We start from the raw sequence: 19,101 nt of genomic DNA on the forward strand, positions 1-19,101 counted from the left end.
GGGCGTGAATGACCGACATCACCATCACCGACAGTCACTGCCATCTCGATTTTCCCGATTTCGCCGACGAACTGCCGCAGGTGATCGCGCGCGCCGCCGAGGCGGGTGTCACGCGCATGGTGACGATCTGCACAAGGCTGCGCAACGAGCCTGCCGTGCGCGCCATCGCCGAGGCGCATGCACCCGTCTTCTACGCCGCAGGCACCCATCCGATGAGCGCCGCCGAGGAGCCGATGGCGAGCGTGGACGAGTTGATCGCGCTGGCCCGTCATCCCAAATTCGTCGGCATCGGCGAGACGGGGCTCGATTATCATTACACCGCCGAAAGCGCCGCGGTGCAGCAGCGCTCCTTGCGCATCCATATCGCCGCCGCGCGCGAGACGGGCTTGCCGCTCATCATCCACGCGCGGGACGCCGACGAGGACATGGCCCGCATCCTGGCCGAAGAGCATGCGAATGGCGCGTATGAATGCGTCATGCATTGCTTCAGCTCGGGCGCGGCGCTGGCGGAAAAGGCGCTCGATCTGGGGTTCTATCTCAGCATGTCGGGCATCACCGCCTTTCCGAAGTCGGGCGCGCTGCGCGACATTTTCGCCGCCGCTCCGCCCGAGCGCATTCTGGTCGAGACCGATGCGCCCTATCTCGCGCCGCCGCCCCACCGCGGCAAGCGCAACGAGCCGGCCTATACCGCGCATACCGCCCGCAAGGGGGCCGAAACGATGGGCATGGACTGGCCCGATTTCGCCGCGCAGACCGAGGCGAATTTCGAGCGCCTCTTCGCCAAGGCGGCGGCCTATCAGGAGCACGGCTGATGGCCGAGCGGCGCTTCACCATTTTGGGCTGCGGCTCGTCCGGGGGCGTGCCGCGCCTTGCCGAGACGCCGGGCGGCGACTGGGGCGAGTGCGATCCCGGCGAGCCGCGCAACCGCCGCACGCGCTGCTCCATGCTGATCGAGCAGGAGGGCGCGGATGGGGGGCTCACACGCGTTCTGATCGACGCCTCGCCCGACATGCGCGAGCAGCTTCTGCGGCAGGGGGTCGGCGCGCTCGATGCGGTCGTCTTCACCCATAGCCATGCCGATCACTGCCACGGGCTCGACGATCTGCGCATCCTCGTCTTCGCCATGCCGGGGCGCCTGCCGGTCTGGGCCGATCCCGCGACCCAAGCGGCGCTGATGGAGCGTTTCGGCTACGCTTTCGAGACGCCGCCCGGCTCGGCCTATCCGCCCATTCTCGATATGAACACGATCGAGGGGGACGTGACCATCGAAGGCGCGGGCGGCGCGGTCACGCTCACGCCCTTTACGGTCAATCACGGCGCGATGGACGCGCTCGGCTTTCGCATCGGCGACGTGGCCTATCTGCCCGACGTGGCCGATATGGGGCCAGAGGCGTGGAAGACGGTTGAGGCGCTGGATGTCTGGGTGCTCGATGCGCTCCGCCGCAAGCCGCACCCGACCCATCTGCATCTCGAGCGGACGCTCGAATGGCTGGCCCGCGCACGGCCGCGGCAGGGCATCATCACGAACATGCATACCGATCTCGACTACCGCACGCTTCTGGACGAGCTTCCGGACTGGATCGACGTCGCCTACGATGGCATGACCTTCGTCCAAAACGTGCAGACCAAAGGATAACCCATTGAGCGCACTTCTCGATGTCGTCCTTCCGGTCTTCGTGGTGATCGGCGCGGGCTATCTCGTGGTCTGGCTCGGCTGGTTCGCCGACAGCGCCGTCGAGGGGCTGATCCGCTTCACCCAGAATTTCGCCATTCCCTGCCTTCTCTTCACCGCGATCTCGCGGCTCGACCTCGGCGATCACTTCAACGCGCCCCTGCTGCTCAGTTTCTATACCGGTGCGCTGGCGGGCTTCGCGCTCGGCAGTCTCGGCGCGCGCTTCGTCTTCGGGAGGCCCTGGGAGGACGCGATCGCCATCGGCTTTTGCTGTCTTTTCTCGAACTCGGTCCTTCTGGGCCTGCCCATCACCGAGCGCGCCTATGGCGCGGATGCGCTCGAGGCGAATTTCGCCATCATCGCGCTGCATTCGCCCTTCTGCTACGGCGTCGGCATCACCGCGATGGAGGTCACCCGCGCGCGCGGGACGGCGGGGCTGGCGGTGGTGCGCAAGGTGCTCAAGGCGATGTTCTCGAACGCGCTCATCATCGGGATCGGGCTGGGCGTCGTGGTGAACCTCTCGGGCCTCACGGTGCCCGCGCCGCTGCAAAGCGGGCTCGACCTCATCTCGCGCGCGGCGCTGCCGGCGGCGCTTTTCGGGCTGGGGGGCGTGCTCGTGCGCTACAGGCCCGAGGGGGATCTGCGCGTGATCGCGCTGGTCTGCGTCGTCGCGCTGGGGGTGCATCCCGCGATCACCTTCACGCTCGGCTCGGCCTTCGGGCTGCCCGAGAACGCGATCCGCAGCGCCGTGGTGACGGCGGCGATGGCGCCGGGGATCAACGCGTATATCTTCGCCAACATGTACGGCGCCGCGCGCCGCGTCGCCGCCTCGGCGGTGCTGATCGGCACGGGGGCGTCCATCGTCACGGCGTGGCTCTGGCTCGGCGTGCTGCCGTGACCTCGGGCGCGGCGCGCGTCAATCCGGATCGCGCGGGGCGCCGCCCCTGAAGGTGTTCGGGCCGTGATAGCTCACCGGCTCCTCGGTCATTTCCAGATGCAGCCCCTCGCCATGCCACGGATGATCGCGTGCGAGCTCCTCGTCCACCTCGATCCCGAGGCCCGGCGCGTCCGGCACGGGGATGTAGCCGTTCTCGACCCGCAGCGTGTCGCAGATGAGGGCGCGGTGGAAATCGGTGTCGATCGTCTCGGCCATCAGAAGGTTCGGGATGCTCGCCGCCAGTTGCACGTTGGCGGCCCATTCGATGGGGCCGGCATAGAGATGCGGCGCCACCTGCGCGTTGTAGACCTCGGCCATCGCGGCGATCTTCCGGCTCTCCCAGATGCCGCCCGCGCGGCCGAGGGCCGGTTGCAGGATCGCGGCGCCGCCGTCGCGCAGCACGGGCGCGAATTCGGCCTTGGTGGTCAGCCGCTCGCCCACGGCGATGGGCAGGCCGGTGCGCGCGCCGATGCGCGCCAGCGCGCCCACATTGTCGGGCGGGCAGGGCTCCTCGTACCACAGGGGATCATAGGGCGCGATGGCGCGCCCGAGCCGGATCGCGCCCGCCGTGGTGAACTGCCCGTGCGTGCCGAAGAGCAGATCGGCCCTGCGGCCCACCGCCTCGCGGATCGCGGCGCAGAAGGCGACTGATTGGTCGATGTCGTAGAGCGAGGGCATGTGCCCGCCGCGCAGCGTGTAGGGGCCGGCGGGGTCGAACTTGACGGCGGTATAACCCTCGCTCACCAGCTCCGCCGCGCTTTCGGCGGCCATGTCGGGCGAGGACCAGAAGCTCGCCTCGTCGTGATGCGCGAGCGGGTAGAGATAGGAATAGGCGCGGATGCGGTCATTGACGCGCCCGCCCAGAAGCGCATGGACGGGGCGCCCCAGCGCCTTGCCGATGATGTCCCAGCAGGCGATCTCCAGCCCCGAGAAGGCGCCCATCGCCGTCAGGTCGGGGCGCTGCGTGAAGCCCGACGAATAGAGGCGGCGGAACATCAGCTCGATATTCTCGGGGTTCTCGCCGGCCATGTGGCGCTCGAACACGTCCTCGATCACCGCGCGCATCGCCTCGGGACCGACCGTCGCGGCATAGCATTCGCCCCAGCCGGTGATGCCGGTATCGGTGCGCAGCTTGACGAGGATCCAGTAGCGACCGCCCCAGCCGGGGGCGGGCGGCGAGGTCACGATGACGTCGAGGGTCGAAAGACGCATGGCAGGCACTCCGCTTTCTAGCGCTCGAGATCGCCGTGACGATCGAGCGCGCATTTGAAGATATCCGCATCGACATTGCCGCCCGAGATGGTGACGATCACATCGTCCCCTTCGATTTCGTCCTTGCGGAACAGCGCGGCCGCGAGCGCCACCGCGCCGCCCGGCTCGGCCACGAGCTTGAGCCGACCCCAGGCGAGGGCCATCGCGTGCAGCGCCTCGTCCTCGCTGACGACGAGGCCCGGCCCGCAAAGCCGCTGCATGATGGGAAAGGTGATCTCGCCGGGCTGCGGCGTGATGATCGCATCGCACAGCCCGCCCGAGCCGCGTGCGTTGCGCTCGATGCTCCCCGAGGCCAGCGAGCGGGCGGTGTCGTCGAACTCCTCGGGCTCGCAGGGACGCGCGCGCAGCCCCGGCGCCTCGGCCTCGAGCGCGAGCGCGATCCCCGAGGTGAAGCCGCCGCCGCCGCAGCAGACCAGAACATCGGCCCGCCGGATGCCCATGGCGGCCGCATCCTCGGCGATTTCCAGCCCCGCGGTGCCTTGTCCGGCGATCACCTGCGGCTCGTCGTAGGGGCGGATGAGGGTCAGTCCGCGCTCGGATTCGAGCGCCTCGCCGAGCGCCTCGCGGCTCTCGCCCCCGGCCCGGTCGTAGAGGATCACTTCCGCCCCGAGCGCGCGGGTATTGGCGATCTTGAGCGCGGGCGCGTCCGAGGGCATGATGATGACCGAGGGCACGCCGTGCTGCGATGCCGCCAGCGCCACGCCCTGCGCGTGATTGCCCGAGGAGAAGGCCAGAACGCCGCGCGCGCGGGTGGTGTCGTCGAGCGCCGAGAGGGCCGAATAGCCGCCGCGATACTTGAAACTGCCCGTGTGCTGAAGGCACTCGGGCTTGACCCAGACGCGCCGTCCGGCGATGCGGTCGAGGAAGGGCGAGGAGAGAAGGGGCGTGCGCCTTGCGTGCCCCTTGAGCCGCGCGGCCGCGGCGCGGATCAGGTCGATATCGCTCATGCGTGGTCTTTCAGATGGTCGAGTATGCCGACGAGCGACTCGCGCTCGTCGAGGAAGGGGACATGTCCGCGGGCGGGGACGGTGACGGCGCGCATGCCGGGCGCGCGGGCCTGCATGCGGGCCAGAATCTCGGCGTTCAGCAGATCGGAATTGGCGCCGTGGAGCACGGTGACGGGCAGGCGCGCCAGCGCATCCCAGAGTGCCCAGAGGTCGGGCGCGGGTCCGGCGCCCGCCTGTCCGCGCAGCGCATCGCGCAGCCGCGCGTCATAGCGCAGATCGAGCCCGCCGCCCTCGCGCTCGGCCCAGATCAGCTCGGCATGGAGGCGCCAGCGGTCGCGCGTGACGCCCGGAAAGCGCGGCGCCATCGCCGCGGCGAGGCCGTCCGCCGCCTCGGCGTAATCGGCATAGGCGGGCGGGATGCCGACATATTCCATGATGCGGTCGAGCCCGCCCGGCGCGATCTCGGGGCCGATATCGTTGAGGATCGCGCCGCGCAGCCGCTCGGGATGGCTCGCCGCCAGCAGCATCGCGATCAGACCGCCCCGCGAGGTGCCGAGGATCGTGGCGCGCGCGATGCCGAGGTGATCGAGCAGCGCGACGGCATCCGCGGCTTCCTGAACGATGGAATAGGTGCTGATATCCTCGGCCCGGTCCGACAGGCCGCGCCCGCGATAATCCATGCGGATCACCCGGTAGTCAGGCAGGAAGGGCAGAACGAAGCGGAAATCGTCCGAATTGCGCGTCAGCCCCGCGAGGCAGAGCACCGCCGGCCCCTCGCCGGTATCGGTGTAATGCAGCTCGAGGCCGTCCGGGACGGCGAAGCGCGGCATTCAGGCACCCGCCAGTGCGGGAATGGTCTCAAGATCGCTCAGGACGTGATGCGGCTTGCCGGGGAGCGCCTCGACAGGCTCGCTCGCGCGATTGGCCCATGCGACGGTGAAGCCGTAGGCCGAGGCCGCCGCCGCGTCCCAGCCGTTCGATGAGACGAACAGAACCTCGCCGGGTGCGCAGGCGAAGCGGCGCCCGACCATGTCATAAACCGCGCGGCTGGGCTTGTAGATGCCTACCATTTCGACCGAGAGGATATCGTCCAGATCGCCGCGAATGCCCGCCGAGACCGTCGCCGCCTCGAGCATGTCCGGCGTGCCGTTCGACAGGATCGCCGTGTTCAGCCCCGCCGCCTTGAGCCGGCGCAGCATGGGCGCGACCTCGGGGAAGGCCTCGAGTTCGCGGTAGAGCTCCATCAGGCGGGCGCGCAGGTCCGGATCGTCGATGCCCTCGGCCGCCAGCGCCCAGTCGAGCGCATCGCCCGTCACCGTCCAGAAGTCGGCGTGATCGTCCATGATCGTGCGCAGCCAGGTGTAGCCGAGCTGCTTGGAGCGCCAGTTCTTCGCGATCTCGGGCCAACAATCGGCCAGCCGCTCGCGCCCCGGCTCGGCCGCCGCCGCGCGCGCGGCGGCGCTCACGTCGAGAAGCGTGCCATAGGCGTCGAAGATGCAGGTCGTGATGGGCATGAAGGCTCCCCCGGCTCGCGGCTGGCGTCAGACTGGCACGGATGGCAGGGTGTGGAAAGGGCGATGTTGCCTCCGCATCGCTACCGGGCGGGCAGAGCGCCCGTGGTGAGCCGCAAGGCCCGCGCGCGGCGGAGAGATGCGAAAACCTTCCATGCGCATCAATGGGTTGGCGGGGCAAGGGCGGGCATCCGTTTGCAATCCGGGCGCATGGCCTCTATGTGATTTTTCAATTCGCACAAGCACCCGCGCGCCGCGCGGCCTTGCAATTCACCCCCCTCGACATCGACCAGAACTGGAGTTCATCCATGACCGAAGTGAAATCGGGCGACACCGTACATATTCATTACACCGGCACGCTGACCGACGGCACCGTCTTCGACAGCAGCGAAGGCCGCGATCCGCTGAAATTCGAAGTCGGCTCGGGCCAGATCATCCCCGGCCTCGACACCGCCATGCCCGGCATGACCGTGGGCGAGAAGAAGACCGTCGAAGTGCCCGCCGATCAGGCCTACGGCCAGGTCGATCCCAACGCGCGCCAGCAGGTGCCGCGCGAAGGCATCCCGGCGGACATCCCGCTCGATCCCGGCACGCAGCTTCAGGTGCAGACCGAGAACGGCCAGGTCCTGCCCGTGACCGTTCTGGAAGTCACCGAAGAGCATGTGACGCTCGACGCGAACCATGCGCTGGCCGGCAAGGATCTGAAATTCGACATCGAGCTGGTCGCCATCGCGTAAGCCCTCGGCAAAACCTCTACGAGAAGGCCCCGACCATCGGTTCGGGGCCTTTTTCGTGCCGGGGCGCGTCTCAGGCGATGAAGGGCAGATCGTGCGCCTGTGCCGTGTAGGAGACGCCTTCGACCTCGACGGCGAGGGGCTTGCCGCTGTCCAGCGCCTCGGTGTGAACGAGCCCCACGCCGATCGTCTCGCCGAGGCGGGGCGAGAAGGCGAGCTCGCTCATGAAGCCCGCCTCGCGCCCCTCGCAGGTGACGGGCACCGGCTGATTGGCCAGTGGCGGCCTGCCGTTCAGGACGAGGCCTGTGCGGCGGCGGGCGGGCGGCTGCGTCGCCCATCGCTCGAGCGCCGCGCGGCCGATGAAATCATGGCCCGCGTCCAGATCGACCATCGCGCCGAGGCCCATCTCGTAGGGCGTGGCGCGGCGGTCCTGCCAGCGCATGTCGGCCCCGTAGGAAATCAGCCCGCTCTCTAGCCGCTCGGTATCGTTGGGCGCGCCCGGCCCGATGCCGAAGGGCGCGCCCGCCGCCTTGACCTTGTCCCAAAGCTCGGAGCCGCGCGCGGCATCCATGAGATAGAGCTCGAAACCGCCCTGTTTCGACCAGCCGGAGCGCGCGAGCAGGAGCGGGATGCCGTCCAGCTCGGTCTCCTCGAAGCCGAAGAACTTGAGGCGCCGCGCGAGATCGCCGAACAGCGCCTCGGCCACGTTCTGCGCAAGCGGGCCCTGGATCGCGAGGGGCGCGACGTCCGGCTCCTTCACCTGCACATCCCAGCCCTTGGTCGCGGAAATGGCCGCCGCCCAGAGGTGGATATCGCTGTCGGCGACCGAGAGCCAATAGCGGTCCTCCTCCAGCTTGAGCAGCACCGGATCGTTGATGAGCCAGCCCTCGTGATCGCAGAGGGGGACGTATTTGCCCTGTCCGATCTTCACCCCGGAGAGATCGCGCGGCGTGAGATATTGCGCAAGGCGGACCGCATCGGGGCCGGTCAGCTCCACCTGACGCTGCGCTGCCACATCCCACATCGCGGCGCCGTTGATGAGCCGGTCATACTCGGCCTCGGGATCGCCGTAATGGGTCGGAAGGAACATGTGGTTATAGACCGAAAAGCCGCGCACCCCGTCGCGCACGGTGGCGTCGAAATAGGGGGACTTGCGGACATTGGGTCCGATGCCGATCGAGAAATCCATGGGATCGTCCTGTGTGGGTGGGGCCGGGCGAATGCCGCGCGTGCCTTCAAATCTCGAGAAGGACCGCACCGGCCCGGCCGGGGGTCATGAGGGCCTCATGCGCCTCGGCGCAGCGTGCGAGCGGCATCACCTCGTCAATCTCGGGCGCAAGAGCGCCTGCCGTCAGCGCGGCGTGAAGGCACGAGATAATCTTCTCGCGCTGAACGGCCGGCAGCAGGTAGATGAGCGTGATATCCACCTTGAGCGCCTTGAAGAGAAAGGCGCCGAAGGGCAGCGTGGGCGTCATGTCCTTGCCCGAACCATAGGCCGCCACGGTGCCGAGCGGCTTCATCACCTCACCCAGAAGCGCGGCGTTCACGCCGAATTCGACCTCGACCGCACGGTCGATCCCCTCGGGCGCGGCCTCGGTGATCTTGGCGGCGAGTTCCGGATCGCTGTAATCGAAGACCGCATCGGCTCCCGCGGCGCGCACGCGCTCCGTGCCGGAACTGCCGCAGGTGGCGATGACGCGCGCGCCGCCCCATCTGGCGAGCTGGACCGCATTATGCCCGACCGCGCCAGCGCCGCCGCTGATCAAAAGCGTCTGCCCGCTGACGTCGCCGCCGCCGAAGACGGTCTGCGCCGCCGTGAGGCCCGGAATGCCCAGCGTCGCTCCGGTCCGAAGGTCCGTGCCGTCGGGCAGGGCCACGGCCTGCTCGGCGGGCAGGCAGATATACTCCGCCGCCGTGCCGAAGGGGCGCTGCCACGCGCCGTTCCAGATCCAGACGGGCTGGCCGATGCGCGCGGCCTCGACACCCTCGCCGACGGCCTCGATCTCGCCCGCGCCGTCCGAATGCGGGATGACGCGCGGATAGGGCGGTTTGGTCACGCCCGGGCGGATGCCGCTCCGCGCTTTGGCGTCGGACGGATTGACGCCCGAATAGGCCAGCTTGACCCGCACCTCGCCCGGCCCCGGCTCGGGCGTGTCGATCTCGCCGATCTCGATCACCTCTGCGGCGGGTCCGAAACGGCTGTAGCTGGCGGCACGCATAGAATTGTCTCCATCTCGATCTGCATTTTTATCGGAGTGTTAAGCACCCGGCGCTTAGCCAGAGCCTCACACCGTGACCAAACTCAAGGAGAGTTGTGAATGTTCCACTTCAAAAGACAAGCCTTCGGCGCCCTCGCTGTCGCTCCGGTCCTCGCCCTGATGGGCTGCGCCGTGCCCAACCCGGAGCCGGTCGTCGCCTCGTTCAACGAGGCGAGCGTGGGCATTCAGATCGATGGCAACAGCCTCGATTTCGCGAGTGCGGAGGCGAAGGCCGCAGCCATCGCCAAGGCCGATGCCAAGGCCGCCGAGATATGCAGCCGGGGGCCGAAACGCCGTGCGGAATTCGCCAGCAGCCGCAGGATCACGACAGGCGACTACACCTATGTGACCGAGCGTCTCTATCTTTGCTTGAAGTGAAACCGGCGCGCCTGCGTCAGCCGCGGCGGCGCAGGCGGATCACCACGTCCACGGACGCGATTTCGGCGCCTTCGGGCGCGCTGGGCAGGCGGGTGATCTCGAGCTGTTCGGCGGGCGCGTCGCTGAGGCGGTTCTCGTCTTCCCAGTAGAAATGCGGGTGGTCATGCGTGTTGGTGTCGAAATAGGACTTGGTGCCGTCGACCAGCACCTCCTGCATGAGGCCCGCATCGCAGAAGGCGCGCAGCGTGTTGTAGACCGTGGCGAGCGACACGCGCTCGCCGCGCTTCTGCACATCCGCGAAGAGGCTCTCGGCGGTGACGTGCCGGTGCTGCCCGTCGCCGATCAGCAGGCTCGCCAGCGCGACGCGCTGGCGCGTCGGGCGCAGGCCCGCATCCGCGAGCCACGCGCTGCCGCGCTCTTCGGCTTCTGCCCGCGCGGAGGCGTCGGTGCCGAGAGGGGCGGTGCCGTGAGAAGATGCTGGGCGTGTCATAACCAACCTGGCTGTTGCTTTCGTTCCTGCTTTATAAGGCCTTCCCGCGGGGGAATTCAAACAAAAACCCCCATGGGCCCGAGGGGGCGGCGCGGTGCCGCAGCAGGGCCCCTCCGAGGCCCCCGTCTTCGCGCCCGTGCCAGCGGGCTTGCACCTGCGCGGGCCCGGGTGATAGAGGATGTCGCGCGATCGGCGGCGGGATACGCTCCCACGCCGCGGGAAACAGCACGAAGGGACTGCCTGAATGGCCGACTATCCGACGCAATTCGCAAAGGAAGACCTGCTGAAATGCGCCAGGGGCGAGCTTTTCGGGCCCGGCAATGCGCAGCTCCCGCTGCCGCCGATGCTGATGATGGACCGCATCACCGATGTGAGCGCCGATGGCGGCGCGCACGCCAAGGGCCATATCACCGCCGAGTTCGACATCACGCCCGACCTTTGGTTCTTCGAGTGCCATTTTCCCGGCAATCCCATCATGCCGGGCTGTCTCGGCCTCGATGGGCTTTGGCAGCTCACGGGCTTCAACCTCGGCTGGCGCGGCTGGCAGGGGCGGGGCTATGCGCTGGGCGTGGGCGAGGTGAAACTCACCGGCATGGTGCGCCCCGACCGCAAGATGCTGACCTACAAGATCGACTTCACCAAGGCCGTGCAGACGCGCCGCCTGACGATGGGCGTCGCCGACGGTATCGTCGAGGCCGATGGCGAGGAGATCTACCGCGTCAAGGACATGAAGGTCGCGCTGAGCGAAAGCTGAGCCGTAGCGCCGACCTCCGCACGCGCCGGCGCTCCGAACGGGTTGCGCAAGGCGCGCCCGCTGGCCTAAACAGAATTAGCAAAACCTAGAGGAGTGCGCCATGCGCCGCGTCGTCGTTACAGGGCTGGGAATCGTCTCGTCCATTGGCAACACAGCGGATGAGGTGCTGGCCTCGCTCAGGGACGGGCGATCCGGCATCACCGCGAGCGAGGAAATGGCCGAGCACGGCTTTCGCAGCCGCGTCGCCGGGGCGCTCAAGCTCGACGTGACGGACCATGTCGACAAGCGCACGCTGCGCTTCATGGGGCCGGGCGCGGCCTATGCGCATATCGCGATGGAGCAGGCGATCGGCGATGCGGGCCTCGAGGAGAAGGATATCGTCAACCCGATGACCGGCCTCATAGCCGGATCGGGCGGCCCGTCCACCTCGGCCATGCTGAGCGCGCATCAGACCGTGCTCAAGACCGGCGGAACCAAGCGGATCGGGCCCTTCGCGGTGCCGAAATGCATGTCCTCGACCGTGAGCGCGAACCTCGCCACGGCGCATCAGATTAAGGGCGTCAACTTCTCGATCACCTCGGCCTGCTCGACCTCGCTCCATTGCATCGGCATGGCGGCGCAGCAGATCGCGCTGGGCCAGCAGGACGTGATGTTCGCGGGCGGCGGCGAGGAGCTCGACTGGACCCTCAGTTGCCTCTTCGACGCGATGGGCGCGATGTCGTCGAAATACAACGACACCCCCGAGAAAGCCTCCCGCGCCTTCGATGCGGGCCGCGACGGCTTCGTCATCTCGGGCGGCGGCGCGATGCTTGTGCTGGAAAGCCTCGAGCATGCGCAGGCGCGCGGCGCGAAGATCTATGCCGAAGTCACTGGATTCGCGGCCACATCCGACGGGGCCGACATGGTCGCGCCCTCGGGCGAGGGCGGCGAGCGGGCGATGCGCGGCGCGCTGCGCACGCTGAGCGAGGACCGCAAGGTGAGCTACATCAACGCGCATGGCACTTCGACGCCCGTGGGCGATGTGGGCGAGGTGGAGGCCGTGCGCCGCGTCTTCGGACAAGGCAAGACGCCTCCTATAAGCTCGACCAAGTCGATGACCGGCCACAGCCAGGGCGCGACCGGCGCGCAGGAGGCGATCTACTGCCTTCTCGCACTTGAACATGACTTCATAATCCCATCCATCAACGTCGAAAATCTCGATCCCGCTCTCGATGCGTCCGAAGTCGCCACCGCGCGCGTGGACAATGCCGGACTCGACACGGTGATGACGAATTCCTTCGGCTTCGGCGGCACCAACGGCTCGATGCTGCTCAGCAAATTTCACGGATAAGCGCCCATGACACAGATCCCCGAACTGCCGACCGCGCCGCTGCCCATGCAAGGCAAGCGCGGGCTCATCATGGGCGTCGCGAATGACCGCTCGATTGCGTGGGGCATCGCGAAGGCGATGCACGCGGCGGGCGCCGAGCTTGCGTTCAGCTATCAGGGCGAGGCATTCGGCAAGCGGCTCGAGCCGCTGGCCGAGACTGTCGGCTCGGATTTCATGGTCGATATGGACGTGACGGACGATGCATCGATGGATCGCGGCTTCGAGGCACTGGCCGCGCATTGGCCGACCATAGACTTCGTCGTGCATGCCATTGCTTTTTCGGACAAATCCGAACTGACGGGCCGCATCCTCAACACCAGCCGCGCCAATTTCAAGCATTCGCTCGATATCTCCTGCTACAGCTTTCTCGATGTCGCGCGGCGCGCGCATCCGATGATGGTGGAGAATGGCGGCACGCTTCTGACGCTGACCTATCAGGGCAGCAATCGCGTCGTGCCCAGCTACAACGTCATGGGCATCGCCAAGGCCGCGCTCGAGTCGGCCACGCGCTATCTGGCCAACGATCTCGGTCCCGACGGCATCCGCGTGAACGCGATCAGCCCCGGCCCGATGAAGACGCTCGCGGGCGCGGCCATCGGCGGCGCGCGCAAGACCTTCAAGCATACCGACATGAACGCGCCCCTGCGCGCGAACGCCACACTCGAGGCGATCGGCGGCACGGCGGTCTATCTCGCCTCCGACGCGGGCGCCTGCACCACGGGCGAGATCATCCGGGTCGATGGCGGCTTCCACGTGCTGGGCATGCCGCAGGCCGAAAACCTCTGATCGGGCCGCGGCGCGCTGCACCCCGTGCCGGAATGCGAGTATTTTCACCAAGATGAAGCAGCGGGGCGCCGAGGGAACGGCGGCGGCGCGCGCGGCGTTGACGGCTCAAAGGAGATGATCCATGAGCTTCGAGTTGACCTTGCGCGAGACCCAGAAGGCCACGCATGACACCTATCATCTGATCTTCGAGAGGCCCGACGGCTTCGAGTTCGAGCCGGGTCAGGCGATCGAGATGACCTTGATGAAAGAGGGCTGGACCGATGAGGGCCGGCCCTTCACCCCGATAAGCCTGCCCGGCGAGGAGACGCTCGAATTCCTAATCAAGAGCTATCCCTCGCATGACGGCGTGACCGAGCAGATCGCCACGCTCGAGCCGGGCGACAAGGTGCGCATCGACGGCCCGTTCGGCGATATCAGCGACCGGGGCCCCGGCGTCTTCATCGCCGGCGGTGCCGGGATCACACCGATGATCGCGATTCTGCGCAAGCGACTGCGCGATAAGGGCGATCTGTCGGACTCGACGCTGGTCTTCTCAAACAAGAGCGAGGAGGACATAATCTGGCGCGACAAGCTTTCGGCGATGCCGGGCCTGACCGTCGCCTATGTCGTCAGCGAGGGGAAGGGCGAGACGGTGCCCGAGCGCGAGCTCGATCGCGATTACCTGCGCCAATTCGTCGAGCCGGGCGCGCTTTGCTATCTTTGCGGGCCGCCGCCGATGATGGATGCGGTCCAGAAGGAGCTGGAGGCGCTCGGGGTGGGCCGCGACGATCTGGTGGCCGACGACTGGAGCTGATCGCGTTGTCGCGAGGAGCCGGGGGTCAGAACCACTGCCCCGGCTCCATCAGCCCAAGGTCGAGCAGCTGGCGGGAGTGCCATTCGAACCGCGCCGAATTATGCCACTTAAAGGTGTGAATGTCGAAGGTCGAGCCGGGATTGCGCTTGAGCGCCTTGGCGGTGCGAAAGGACGCGATGGCCGCCGTCAGATTGTTGTGCCACGGGCAGGCGAAGGTGTTGTATTCCTCATCCGAGAAGACATGCCCCTCGCGCAGGGTCAGGCCCTTGGCGGTTCGGAAAAGCGATATGCGGTCGATGGTGCGGCGCGGGGCGGGGATATGCTCCTCGTAGCGCCAGCGCAGGCCGCCGAAGAAATCGAGCTGGCGGTCCTTGGGATAGTGATTGTTCGCCGGGTCCGGGCGCGCGAGAGCGTAATAGCCCGACTTGTCGAGCCAGGTGTCGTCGAGCGACACGGCGTTCGGGTGCCGGTCGAGATCCCCGGCGTAGATGTCCACGACATAGCTCAGCATGGCGCTACGCCGCTCTTCGCCGTGAAAGGCGAGCATCTCGCCGATGCTGCGCGTCTCGCAGAACGGGTAGAAGAGATATTCCGCGTTGAAGCAGTAGTATAGCCACGTGCCGGTCGGCGCCGCCGCGATGACGGCGTTGACGGCGGCGATATGGTGGCTCTCTTCGACGGGCGAATGATCGACCTGCACGACCACCTCCGAAAGATCGGCGGTCAGGCGGAATTCGGGCGGGGCGAAGGCGATCAGCGCCTTGAAGCCGAGGCTCTGGTGATGGCGCAGGCAGGTGTCGAGTTCGATCTCGTCCTCCGCGAAGACGAGCGCCACCGGACCCTTCGCCAGATGCGCCTTGCCGCGCGTGCAGAGATCCTGAACCGAGGTGTAATGCATGCTGCCCATCTTTTTTCACGCAAGTTCGGCCAATTCGCCGCGCATTGCAAGACGGGACCGCTGTGATATAGCCCGCCCTATCCCATGCGCAGAAACCGGAGGCCCGTCATGGCCGAGCCAAAGAAGCTCTATATCAAGACATATGGATGCCAGATGAATGTCTATGACAGCGAGCGCATGGCCGAGGCCATGGGCGGTGCGGGCTATACCGAGGTGACGCGTCCCGAAGATGCGGACATGATCCTGCTCAACACCTGTCATATCCGCGAGAAGGCGGCCGAGAAGGTCTATTCCGAGCTGGGCCGCTTCCGCGATCTGAAGGAGGCGCGCCCCGATCTCAAGATCGGCGTGGCGGGCTGCGTGGCGCAGGCCGAGGGCGCCGAGATCATGCGCCGCCAGCCGCTCGTCGATCTGGTGGTCGGACCGCAAAGCTATCACCGCCTGCCCGAGATGGAGGCGAAGGTCCGCGCGGGCGGCACCGCGCTCGACACGGATTTTCCCGAGGAGGACAAGTTCGAGAAGCTGGCGCGTCGCCCCAAGGCCAAGCGCGGGCCGACCGCCTTCCTGACCGTGCAGGAAGGCTGCGACAAGTTCTGCGCCTTCTGCGTGGTGCCCTACACGCGCGGCGCCGAGGTCAGCCGCCCCGCGGCGCGCATCATCGACGAGGCCAAGGATCTGGTCGAGCGCGGCGTGCGCGAGATCACGCTTCTGGGCCAGAACGTCAACGCCTATCACGGCACGGGCCCGAAGGGCGAGGACTGGACGCTCGCCCGTCTCATCTGGGCGCTGAACGAGGTGGACGGGCTGGAGCGCATCCGCTTCACCACATCGCACCCGAACGACATGGGCGAGGACCTGATCGAGGCGCATGGCGCTTGCGCCAAGCTGATGCCCTATCTGCATCTTCCGGTGCAGTCGGGAAGCGACCGTATCCTCAAGCGGATGAACCGCAGCCATACCGCCGAGGCCTATATCCGTCTCATCGAGCGCATCCGCGCGGCGCGGCCCGATCTGCTCCTGTCGGGCGATTTCATCGTGGGCTTTCCCGAGGAGACCGAAGAGGATTTTCAGGCGACGCTCGATCTGATCGAGGCGGTCCGTTACGGGCAGGCCTATTCGTTCAAGTATTCCACCCGCCCGGGCACGCCCGCCGCCGAGCGCGCGCAGGTGGATGCAAAGGCCGCCTCCGAGCGGCTCCAGCGGCTTCAGGCGCTCCTTGCGCGCCAGCAGCGCGAGATCCAGGCCGAGATGGTGGGCCGCGACGTCGAGGTGCTTTTCGAGCGGGCAGGGCGCCAGCCGGGGCAGATGGTGGGCAAGTCGCAATATCTGCACGCCGTGCATTGTCTGGCGCCGGACGCGGAGATCGGCGACATCGCGCGGGTGCGCATCACGGGCACCGCGCCCAATTCGCTCGCCGGCACGCTCCTCTGATCTCGGCGCGCGGCGGGCGCCGCCGCGCGACTCGCCTCAAGCCGTCGCCGCGCCGCGCGGCCCCCGCATGTGGTGCCGCGTCGCGGCTTTGCCACGAGACTTGGCCCCACTGGGCGGCCCGCGCCCGTCATTTAGGCTTCACAAGGCATCCAAAGCTGCTAAGGTCCAACGTTATAAAAGGTTTGGACAGGGCGGGCTCGCCCATGTCCGGATGGGGGAACAGTAGAAGGATTGAAGCTGTGACGGGAAGACTTGCAATGTCGGTCCGCAAGATGACGAGCGTTTGCGCCGCGCTCGCTCTTGGAGGGGCCGTCGCGGTGACGGGCGCGCTGTCGGGCGCCCCGGTGGAGGCTCAGCAGAGCCGATCCGCGGCCAACAGTTACGTGCCCACGATCTGGGTCGACCCGGACGGGTGCGAGCATTGGGTCATGGATGACGGCTGGGAAGGCTTCATGTCGCCCCATGTCAACCGCCAAGGCATTCCGGTCTGCCGCCGGGGCAATGTCTGCGGCGTGATGAACTCCGATCAGTATTTCGCGACCGACAGCGCCCGCATCCATCCCGCTGGCAAGCAGAAGCTGGCCGAATTCTTCCAGCAGGCGAACGCGGTCTCCTACATCATCACGGGCCATACGGACAGCCGGGCGTCGGATGCCTACAACATGGACCTGTCGCTGCGCCGCGCCAATTCGGTCGCCAAGATCGCGCAGCAGACGGGCGCGCGTATCGCCGATGTGCGCGGCTATGGCGAGCGGATGCCGAAGGCGCCGAACAACACCGCCGCCGGGATGCAGCAGAACCGCCGCGTCGAAATCATCTGCATTCGCTGAGGGGATTGAAATGAAACCTGTGAAAATCGCCCTCGCGCTCTGCGCCGCCGTCTCCCTGGCGGCCTGCGATGCGCCCAAGAAGGACAAGACGGTCGATCGCGGCCTCGACAGCAAGCATCTGAGCCAGCTCAAGGCCGGTATCTGGATCGACCCGAACGGGTGCGATCACTGGATCATCGACGACGGGATCGAGGGGTATCTGTCGCAGCGGCTCGATCCCTACGGCAAGCCGGTCTGCTCGGGCACCGCGCCGCCCAACACGGTGACGGGTCCGTTCAAGCGCGGCTCGACCGTGCCGGACCCCGTTTGATCCAAGGCATTCGCCCGATCGAGAATGCGCCGCGCGCCCGCAAGCCGGGTGGGCGGCTTTTCATTTTGGACGGAGCCTCAGCGGAAATCGGGGTCTGCCCCGCTTCTCGTCTTGCACCTGCGGGCGCAACTTGGCACGGTCGGACCAAGACGTTCCGGAACCCAGTGAAATCGGAGACCTGATTGGCCAATACCGACGCGCCCGGCGCCGCCCAGACGAGCGATCTGCACCACCAGATCGTCGAGTTTCCCGACAATTTCCTGCTGATCGACCTCTGCGGCGAGCATGACCGCAACATCGCGCAGATCGAGACCACGCTCGAGGTCCAGATCGTGCGCCGCGGCAACCAGCTCGCCGTGCATGGCGAGGCCGAGCAGGTGGCGAGCGCGGTGCAGGTGCTTCAGGCGCTCTATCTCCGGCTCGAGACGGGCAAGGACGTGGAGCAGGGCGATATCGACCGCGAGCTTCGGATGGGACCGGCCGGTGACGATGACGAGGACGGGCCGGGCGACCAGCTCGAGATGTTCAAGGGCGGGCGGGTCGAGATCAAGACCCGCAAGAAACTGGTCGAGCCGCGCACCGAGGCGCAGAAGGCCTATGTCAAATCGCTCTTCGATAAGGAGATGGCCTTCGGCATCGGCCCCGCGGGCACGGGCAAGACCTATCTCGCCGTCGCCGTGGGCGTGTCGATGTTCATCGAGGGCCATGTCGACAAGATCATCCTCGCGCGTCCCGCCGTCGAGGCCGGAGAGAAGCTCGGCTATCTGCCGGGCGACATGAAGGAGAAGGTCGATCCCTACATGCAACCGCTCTACGACGCGCTGAACGATTTTCTGCCGTCCAAGCAGCTCGCCAAGCTGATCGAGGACAAGAAGATCGAGATCGCGCCGCTGGCCTTCATGCGGGGCCGCACGCTCGCGCGCGCCTTCGTGGTGCTCGACGAGGCGCAGAACGCGACCTCGATGCAGATGAAGATGTTCCTCACGCGTCTCGGCGAAGGCAGCCGCATGGTCATCACCGGGGACCGCACGCAGATCGACCTGCCGCGCGGCGTCGCCTCCGGGCTTCATGACGCGGAGCGGCTTCTCAAGACGATCCCCAAGATCGGCTTCAACTATTTCACCGCCAAGGACGTGGTGCGCCACCCGCTCGTCGCGGCGATCATCGAGGCGTACGAGGCAGATGGCTGACAGGCGCGGGGCGACGGCGCCCATGCTGATGGATGTCATGATCGAGGATCGGCGCTGGCGCGCGCTGGGGCTCGAGGCGCTGGCCGAAAAGGCGGCGCGCGCGACGCTCGTGCATCTGGGCCTCGATCCCAAGGCGTTCGAGATCAGCCTTCTGGCCTGCAACGACGCGCGGATCGCCGCGCTCAACGAGGATTTTCGCGGCAAGCCACAGCCGACCAATGTGCTGAGCTGGCCCAGCGAGGAGCGCGGCGCCGCGCGCCCGGGCGAGGTGCCCGAACCGCCCGAGCCGGGCGTCGATGCCGAGCTTGGCGATATCGCCATCGCCTATGAGACCTGCGCGCGCGAGGCCGAGGCCGGCGGGAAACCGCTGGCCGATCACGCCGCGCATCTGATCGTGCATGCGGTTCTGCACCTTCTGGGCTATGACCACGTTCGTGACCAAGATGCCACGCTGATGGAAGCCTGCGAGGTTGCCATCCTTGGCAAACTGGGCATACCTGACCCATATTGAACGCAGGAGGCCGTCATCGCCCGAGGGGAG

Annotated in this window: 22 protein-coding genes; 14 read left to right on the forward strand and 8 right to left on the reverse strand. The window is 67.2% G+C overall.

Annotated elements, in window-relative coordinates:
* Positions 1-8: 8 nt before the first annotated feature.
* From ACGRVM_RS00910 to ACGRVM_RS00920, 3 genes are read left to right on the forward strand one after another with little or no spacing between them, the layout of a single operon-like run.
* Positions 9-812 carry a TatD family hydrolase gene (locus ACGRVM_RS00910; protein ID WP_377169620.1) on the forward strand — a complete coding sequence of 268 codons (804 nt, stop codon included), beginning with the start codon at positions 9-11 and terminating at the stop codon, positions 810-812.
* Complete coding sequence (locus ACGRVM_RS00915) at positions 812-1,636, forward strand: MBL fold metallo-hydrolase (RefSeq protein WP_377169618.1); 825 nt, start codon at positions 812-814, stop codon at positions 1,634-1,636. Before ACGRVM_RS00910 ends, ACGRVM_RS00915 begins: the two co-directional genes overlap by 1 nt.
* Before the next feature lie 4 nt (positions 1,637-1,640).
* On the forward strand, positions 1,641-2,570 hold the full coding sequence (locus ACGRVM_RS00920) for an AEC family transporter (protein ID WP_377169616.1): 930 nt from the start codon (positions 1,641-1,643) through the stop codon (positions 2,568-2,570).
* 18 nt (positions 2,571-2,588) lie between these two features.
* Here ACGRVM_RS00920 and ACGRVM_RS00925 read toward each other — a convergent pair whose 3' ends face one another.
* The 4 genes from ACGRVM_RS00925 to ACGRVM_RS00940 are packed head-to-tail and all read right to left on the reverse strand — an operon-like array spanning position 2,589 to position 6,342.
* Positions 2,589-3,821 (reverse strand): mandelate racemase/muconate lactonizing enzyme family protein, encoded by a 1,233-nt coding sequence (locus ACGRVM_RS00925; protein WP_377169614.1) that lies wholly within the window; start codon positions 3,819-3,821, stop codon positions 2,589-2,591.
* Positions 3,822-3,838: 17 nt separating this feature from the next.
* Positions 3,839-4,828, reverse strand: coding sequence for a threonine ammonia-lyase (locus ACGRVM_RS00930; protein ID WP_377169612.1), 990 nt, complete (start codon positions 4,826-4,828; stop codon positions 3,839-3,841).
* Positions 4,825-5,658, reverse strand: coding sequence for an alpha/beta fold hydrolase (locus tag ACGRVM_RS00935; RefSeq protein ID WP_377169610.1), 834 nt, complete (start codon positions 5,656-5,658; stop codon positions 4,825-4,827). The genes ACGRVM_RS00930 and ACGRVM_RS00935 overlap by 4 nt, the downstream gene beginning before the upstream one ends.
* Positions 5,659-6,342, reverse strand: coding sequence for a haloacid dehalogenase type II (locus ACGRVM_RS00940; RefSeq protein ID WP_377169608.1), 684 nt, complete (start codon positions 6,340-6,342; stop codon positions 5,659-5,661). It abuts the gene before it with no gap.
* Between the two features lie 305 nt (positions 6,343-6,647).
* Here ACGRVM_RS00940 and ACGRVM_RS00945 point away from each other — a divergent pair, with 305 nt between their 5' ends.
* A complete protein-coding gene (locus tag ACGRVM_RS00945) occupies positions 6,648-7,076 on the forward strand; it encodes an FKBP-type peptidyl-prolyl cis-trans isomerase (protein ID WP_377170061.1) in 429 nt (142 codons plus the stop codon).
* 70 nt (positions 7,077-7,146) lie between these two features.
* On the opposite strand, the gene ACGRVM_RS00950 is transcribed toward ACGRVM_RS00945, so the two are convergent.
* Together ACGRVM_RS00950 and ACGRVM_RS00955 are read right to left on the reverse strand one after the other, a co-directional pair.
* The gene (locus ACGRVM_RS00950) at positions 7,147-8,262 is read right to left on the reverse strand and encodes a glycine cleavage T C-terminal barrel domain-containing protein (RefSeq protein WP_377169606.1); all 1,116 of its coding nucleotides are present in this window, start codon (positions 8,260-8,262) and stop codon (positions 7,147-7,149) included.
* 46 nt (positions 8,263-8,308) lie between these two features.
* A complete protein-coding gene (locus ACGRVM_RS00955) occupies positions 8,309-9,292 on the reverse strand; it encodes an NADPH:quinone reductase (RefSeq protein WP_377169603.1) in 984 nt (327 codons plus the stop codon).
* A gap of 99 nt (positions 9,293-9,391) precedes the next feature.
* On the opposite strand from ACGRVM_RS00955, the gene ACGRVM_RS00960 reads away from it, so the two are divergent.
* The gene (locus ACGRVM_RS00960; RefSeq protein ID WP_377169601.1) at positions 9,392-9,709 is read left to right on the forward strand and encodes a hypothetical protein; all 318 of its coding nucleotides are present in this window, start codon (positions 9,392-9,394) and stop codon (positions 9,707-9,709) included.
* A 16-nt stretch (positions 9,710-9,725) separates the two neighbouring features.
* Here ACGRVM_RS00960 and irrA read toward each other — a convergent pair whose 3' ends face one another.
* Positions 9,726-10,199 (reverse strand): iron response transcriptional regulator IrrA, encoded by a 474-nt coding sequence (gene irrA / locus ACGRVM_RS00965; protein WP_377169599.1) that lies wholly within the window; start codon positions 10,197-10,199, stop codon positions 9,726-9,728.
* A 244-nt stretch (positions 10,200-10,443) separates the two neighbouring features.
* Here irrA and fabA point away from each other — a divergent pair, with 244 nt between their 5' ends.
* The 4 genes from fabA to ACGRVM_RS00985 all read left to right on the forward strand — a co-directional run bounded on the left by fabA (position 10,444) and on the right by ACGRVM_RS00985 (position 13,901).
* Complete coding sequence (gene fabA / locus ACGRVM_RS00970) at positions 10,444-10,953, forward strand: bifunctional 3-hydroxydecanoyl-ACP dehydratase/trans-2-decenoyl-ACP isomerase (RefSeq protein WP_377169597.1); 510 nt, start codon at positions 10,444-10,446, stop codon at positions 10,951-10,953.
* Between the two features lie 100 nt (positions 10,954-11,053).
* Positions 11,054-12,283 (forward strand): beta-ketoacyl-ACP synthase I, encoded by a 1,230-nt coding sequence (gene fabB / locus ACGRVM_RS00975; protein WP_377169595.1) that lies wholly within the window; start codon positions 11,054-11,056, stop codon positions 12,281-12,283.
* Between the two features lie 6 nt (positions 12,284-12,289).
* Positions 12,290-13,108 (forward strand): enoyl-ACP reductase FabI, encoded by an 819-nt coding sequence (locus ACGRVM_RS00980; RefSeq protein ID WP_377169593.1) that lies wholly within the window; start codon positions 12,290-12,292, stop codon positions 13,106-13,108.
* A 121-nt stretch (positions 13,109-13,229) separates the two neighbouring features.
* Entirely contained in the window at positions 13,230-13,901 is a 672-nt protein-coding gene (locus tag ACGRVM_RS00985) for an FAD-binding oxidoreductase (RefSeq protein WP_377169591.1), read from the forward strand.
* Positions 13,902-13,926: 25 nt separating this feature from the next.
* Here the strand turns inward: ACGRVM_RS00985 and ACGRVM_RS00990 are convergent, their stop codons facing one another.
* Positions 13,927-14,799, reverse strand: a complete 873-nt coding sequence (locus ACGRVM_RS00990) for a glycosyltransferase family 2 protein (protein WP_377169589.1) — start codon at positions 14,797-14,799, stop codon at positions 13,927-13,929.
* 108 nt (positions 14,800-14,907) lie between these two features.
* On the opposite strand from ACGRVM_RS00990, the gene miaB reads away from it, so the two are divergent.
* From miaB to ybeY, 5 genes are all read left to right on the forward strand, one after another.
* On the forward strand, positions 14,908-16,230 hold the full coding sequence (gene miaB, locus ACGRVM_RS00995) for a tRNA (N6-isopentenyl adenosine(37)-C2)-methylthiotransferase MiaB (protein WP_377169587.1): 1,323 nt from the start codon (positions 14,908-14,910) through the stop codon (positions 16,228-16,230).
* 272 nt (positions 16,231-16,502) lie between these two features.
* Positions 16,503-17,060, forward strand: coding sequence for an OmpA family protein (locus tag ACGRVM_RS01000; RefSeq protein ID WP_394624012.1), 558 nt, complete (start codon positions 16,503-16,505; stop codon positions 17,058-17,060).
* A 10-nt stretch (positions 17,061-17,070) separates the two neighbouring features.
* Positions 17,071-17,370, forward strand: a complete 300-nt coding sequence (locus ACGRVM_RS01005; RefSeq protein ID WP_377169583.1) for a hypothetical protein — start codon at positions 17,071-17,073, stop codon at positions 17,368-17,370.
* Between the two features lie 182 nt (positions 17,371-17,552).
* Entirely contained in the window at positions 17,553-18,560 is a 1,008-nt protein-coding gene (locus tag ACGRVM_RS01010; RefSeq protein ID WP_377169581.1) for a PhoH family protein, read from the forward strand.
* A 22-nt stretch (positions 18,561-18,582) separates the two neighbouring features.
* Positions 18,583-19,071 (forward strand): rRNA maturation RNase YbeY, encoded by a 489-nt coding sequence (gene ybeY, locus ACGRVM_RS01015; RefSeq protein WP_377170059.1) that lies wholly within the window; start codon positions 18,583-18,585, stop codon positions 19,069-19,071.
* Positions 19,072-19,101: the final 30 nt, after the last annotated feature.

The organism is Roseovarius aquimarinus (genome assembly GCF_043661195.1).
GTDB lineage: Bacteria > Pseudomonadota > Alphaproteobacteria > Rhodobacterales > Rhodobacteraceae > Roseovarius > Roseovarius aquimarinus.